This is a genomic window from Hyphomonas sp. UBA3601, from assembly GCF_002375605.1.
GTDB lineage: Bacteria > Pseudomonadota > Alphaproteobacteria > Caulobacterales > Hyphomonadaceae > Hyphomonas.
Map to the genome: position 1 here is coordinate 1,903 of NZ_DFME01000116.1, position 4,320 is coordinate 6,222.

The window sequence follows — 4,320 nt, forward strand, 5'->3', positions numbered from 1 at the left end:
CGCCGAAGGACGTGATGATCCTCGACGAACATGGCGATCCGATCAAAGCCAAGGATCATGACCGCCGATTCTTCGAAGCCGCCTGGATGAACAAGATCGGCGACACCTACTACTTGTCCTATTCAACGGGCGATACTCACCTGATCGTATACGCGACGGGCGACAACCCGTACGGCCCGTTCACCTATCAGGGCGTGATCAACCAACCCGTGGAAGGCTGGACCAACCATCACTCGATCTTCGAGCACAATGGCAAATACTATCTTGCCTATCATGACGTTCAACTGTCGGGGAAAAGCCATCTCCGCAATGTGAAGATCGCAGAGCTGACCCTTAATGAGGACGGCACGTTTGACCCTGTCGACCCAATGCCGGGCGAGTAACCGCGTCCAACCTCCTCAATGAAAAGCCGGTGCGGATTGCCCTGCACCGGCTTTTTGTTGGCGCGGAAAGAATTTCCGGCTGGCCAGGGATCCCTCAACCCCGGACCAGCCGGCCCTGCATCATGGCCAGCCAACTTTGCTGGCGATGATGCATGGATACGATGTCTTCTGAGTCGCCGTCCTCGATGAGACGATCCATCCAGAAGCCGAGAATACGTGTGTGCGTTTCCATCCAGTCTCTCAACGCTTCGTGGCGCATCCCCTCAGGCATTTCTGTCTGGGCAGTGGCTGGAAACCTCAAGAGTTCGGCGGACATGACTCACTCCTAATTTGCGAATTGTTCTCATTCTCACGCTTTGTGTCATCCGAGTCAAGCGACCAAACGTCCCTGACCTTCAGTCACCAGTTCACAAGCCCCCCCAGTTCAGACTAAATCCCCGTCATGGCAGACGATCTCCTTCCCCTGAGCAGCGGGTTTCCCGACGCAACCGAAGCCGAATGGCTCGCAAGTGTCGACAAGGTCCTTAAGGGCCGCGGTATTGAGTCCATCACACGCAAGACCGTGGATGGCCTGGCAATTCACCCGCTTTACCGGGAAAGCGACTTTGATTCCGCGACCGACCCGCGCGGCACGCCGGGCAAGGCACCCTATCTACGCGGGGCTACGGCCGCACCGGACCGGTTCATGCCCTGGGATATCCGACAAGGCTTTGCCCATCCCTCGCCCGCGGCAACCCATGAAGAACTGCTGCGCGATCTTGAGCGCGGCGTCATGTCCGTCGAAATCAAACTCGACTGCACGGGCGCACACGGCATCCAGATCACGACCTTGGACGATCTGCGCACCGCACTGAAAGGCCTGCGCGCCGACATCGCCACCATCGCGCTGGATCATGGTGGTGGCTCGGGTGTCACGACGGCAACGCTACTCGGCCTATGGGGACAGGAGCAGGACTCTCCTGCAAGCCTGAAATTCGATTTCAACATGGATCCGCTCGGCTGCCTTGCGCGCACCGGCGTGCTCAAGGGCGGGCTCAACCTGGCCTTTGCGCGCCTGTCGGCGGCCGCCACCGCTCTTGGTGAGGCCTATCCCGAAGCGGGCCTGATCCGCATCGATGCGCGCATGGTTCATGAGGCCGGCGGTTCCGATGCACAGGAACTCGCCGCGCTGATCGCCAGCGCCGTGGACACGCTGCGCCGGCTCGACAACCGCACGGACATTTCCGCGCTCATTCCGCGCATGAGTTTCGCGCTGGCCCTTGATGGCAATTATGGCCTCGGTGTTGCGAAGCTGCGCGCGGCAAGGCGTCTCTGGGCACGCATTCTGGATGCGATGGATCAGCAAGCCGTTCCGATGCGTCTTCAGGCCGTTTCATCGGGTCGCATGCTGACGCGCTATGATGCGTGGACCAACATGCTGCGCAATACGGCGGCAGCCTTTGCAGGAGCCGTCGGCGGCGCAGATATCCTGACCATCCGCCCGTTCAACGAGGCGCTCGGCATTCCGGAAGAGCTGGGCCGGCGCATCGCGCGCAACACCCAGATCATCGCCATGGAAGAAAGCCAGCTTGGCCGCGTGGCCGACCCGACCGGCGGCGCCTGGTTCACAGAGACCTTCGCCGACGACCTCGCCGAAGCGGCGTGGAAAGAGTTCCAGACCATTGAAGCCGAAGGCGGCTATGCCGAGACGCTGGTTTCCGGCGCGTTTCAGAAACGTATCGCAGATGTGCGCGAGGCACGCGCCAAGGACATTGCGAACCGCAAGGTGCCGATCACGGGCGTCAGCGAGTTCCCGCTGCTTGACGAGATCACCGCGCCCATAGCCGACATGCCAAAGGTCACGCCGAAGGATGGCGTTTCCGCTGAAGGCTTCGCCCATTTCGTGAAAGTGGACCTGCCCGCCGACGAGGCCGACGCCACCGCAGACGCCCTGCCGCGCATCCGTCTTGCCGAAGAGTATGAAGCCCTGCGCGATGCAGCGAGCGCTGCGCCTAAGCGGCCGACCATCTTCCTTGCCACGCTCGGCCCGATTGCCGAGCACAATGCGCGCGCGGATTTCGCGCGCAACCTCTTCGCCGCTGGTGGCCTTGAGGCGACGCAGCCGCCTGTGCCGCCGCAATCCCCGTCTGAAGCGGCCGCCGCGTTCAAGGCCTCCGGCAGCAAGATTGCCTGCATCTGCGGCGCCGATGCGCGCTATGAGGACGAAGCCGTCGAGACCGCCAAGGCGCTGAAAGCCGCAGGCGCGCTACATGTCTGGCTGGCTGGCAAGTTCGACGGCGACAGCATCGATTCCAACATCTTCATGGGCTGCGATGTGCTGCACACGCTGAAACTTGCCCACACAGAACTGGGGCTTTAGTAGTGAGCATACTCACGTACATGGACTTTCCCGATCTCAGCGCATCCGAGCGAAAGCGGATGGCTGAGGTTGAGGACCGTCTGCGGGGAGAATCAGGACGGCTGCCGTCGGACTCGGAACTCCGTCGGCGCGTCGAGTTTTTGGAGACATCCGGCGTGGCAATACAATCGCGCGACCGGATAGACCGGCGTTGGGCAATTGCGTTCCTCGTGCTCGCTACCCCCGCCGTCGTGATCACACACTATGACGCGTTCGGCATCGAACTGGCGCCTGTCACGGAAAACATCATCCTGGGTTCCGTGTTTGCACCACTCTTCGTCCTGGCCGCCTGGCATACAATCAAATTCAGAAAACTGCCAGTTTCGGCGAAAAATGCAGAACTGGAAATCAAGCTTATCAAGAATATCTTGAACAGAAGGGATCACGAAAGATGACCCAATTTCCTGACTTCACAAAACTCGACCTTGGCACGCCTCATGCGAAAGCCGCTGCGCCAAAGCTTGGCGAAGCCTGGGAGACCCCGGAAGGCGTCGAAGTAAAGACCGCCTATACCGCCGACGACCGCAAGGGGCTCGACTTCCTGGATGATTATCCGGGCCTTGCCCCATTCGGACGCGGCCCCTACCCGACCATGTACACGAACCAGCCCTGGACGGTTCGTCAGTATGCAGGCTTTTCGACCGCAGAAGACTCCAACGCCTTCTATCGCCGCAACCTCGCCGCCGGTCAGAAAGGCCTCTCCGTCGCCTTCGACCTGGCCACACACCGGGGTTATGATTCTGATCATGTCCGCGTGTCCGGGGATGTCGGCATGGCGGGCGTCGCCATCGACTCAATCTATGACATGCGCACCCTCTTCTCCGGCATTCCGCTGGACAAGATGTCTGTCTCCATGACGATGAATGGCGCGGTCCTGCCTATCCTCGCGCTCTACATCGTCGCCGCCGAGGAACAGGGCGTCGGCCCGGAAAAGCTCGCCGGAACCATTCAGAATGACATTCTGAAAGAGTTCATGGTACGGAACACCTACATCTATCCGCCCAAGCCGTCGATGCGGATCATTTCGGACATCTTCGCCTATACCTCGCAGAACATGCCGAAATTCAATTCGATCTCAATATCCGGCTATCACATGCAGGAAGCGGGCGCCTCGGCAGACCTCGAGCTGGCCTACACGCTCGCCGACGGTATTGAATATATCCGCGCCGGGGTCGCCGCCGGGCTGGACGTCGACGCGTTTGCGCCGCGCCTGTCCTTCTTCTGGGCCATCGGCATGAACACGTTCATGGAAGTCGCCAAGATGCGGGCCGCCCGACTGCTCTGGGCGAAGCTCGTCAAGGAAGAGTTCAACCCGAAGAACCCGAAATCCCTCAGCTTGCGGACGCATTCGCAAACCTCTGGCTGGTCCCTGACCGCGCAGGACGTCTACAACAATGTCATCCGCACCTGCCTTGAGGCCATTGCAGCCACAGGCGGCCAGACCCAGTCGCTGCACACGAACAGCTTCGATGAGGCCCTCGCCCTGCCAACCGACTTCTCCGCCCGGATCAGCCGCAACACGCAGCTTTTCCTGCAACA

The 4,320-nt window shown here is 60.6% G+C and carries 5 protein-coding genes; 4 read left to right on the forward strand and 1 reads right to left on the reverse strand.

The annotated features are described in order from the left end of the window. Positions 1–383: family 43 glycosylhydrolase (locus B4F73_RS12245; protein ID WP_290483397.1), on the forward strand; the 383-nt coding region annotated here is incomplete at its 5' end. 94 nt (positions 384–477) lie between these two features. Here B4F73_RS12245 and B4F73_RS12250 read toward each other — a convergent pair. Then, a complete protein-coding gene (locus B4F73_RS12250) occupies positions 478–699 on the reverse strand; it encodes a hypothetical protein (RefSeq protein WP_290483398.1) in 222 nt (73 codons plus the stop codon). Between the two features lie 126 nt (positions 700–825). Between B4F73_RS12250 and B4F73_RS12255 the strand changes: the two genes are divergently transcribed. The 3 genes from B4F73_RS12255 to B4F73_RS12265 form a co-directional block, all read left to right on the forward strand. Further along, positions 826–2,742 carry a methylmalonyl-CoA mutase family protein gene (locus B4F73_RS12255; RefSeq protein WP_290483399.1) on the forward strand — a complete coding sequence of 639 codons (1,917 nt, stop codon included), beginning with the start codon at positions 826–828 and terminating at the stop codon, positions 2,740–2,742. A gap of 155 nt (positions 2,743–2,897) precedes the next feature. Further along, entirely contained in the window at positions 2,898–3,176 is a 279-nt protein-coding gene (locus tag B4F73_RS12260) for a hypothetical protein (RefSeq protein WP_290483400.1), read from the forward strand. Beyond that, on the forward strand, positions 3,173–4,320 hold a 1,148-nt coding region (locus tag B4F73_RS12265; protein ID WP_290483401.1), incomplete at its 3' end, for a methylmalonyl-CoA mutase family protein. The genes B4F73_RS12260 and B4F73_RS12265, both read left to right, overlap by 4 nt.

What these genes read in the sequence shown, in the direction of transcription:
- B4F73_RS12255 (WP_290483399.1), top strand. Translation starts at nt 826, where the DNA reads ATGGCAGACGATCTCCTTCCCCTGAGCAGCGGGTTTCCCGACGCAACC.
- B4F73_RS12250 (WP_290483398.1), bottom strand. Translation starts at nt 699, where the DNA reads ATGTCCGCCGAACTCTTGAGGTTTCCAGCCACTGCCCAGACAGAAATG.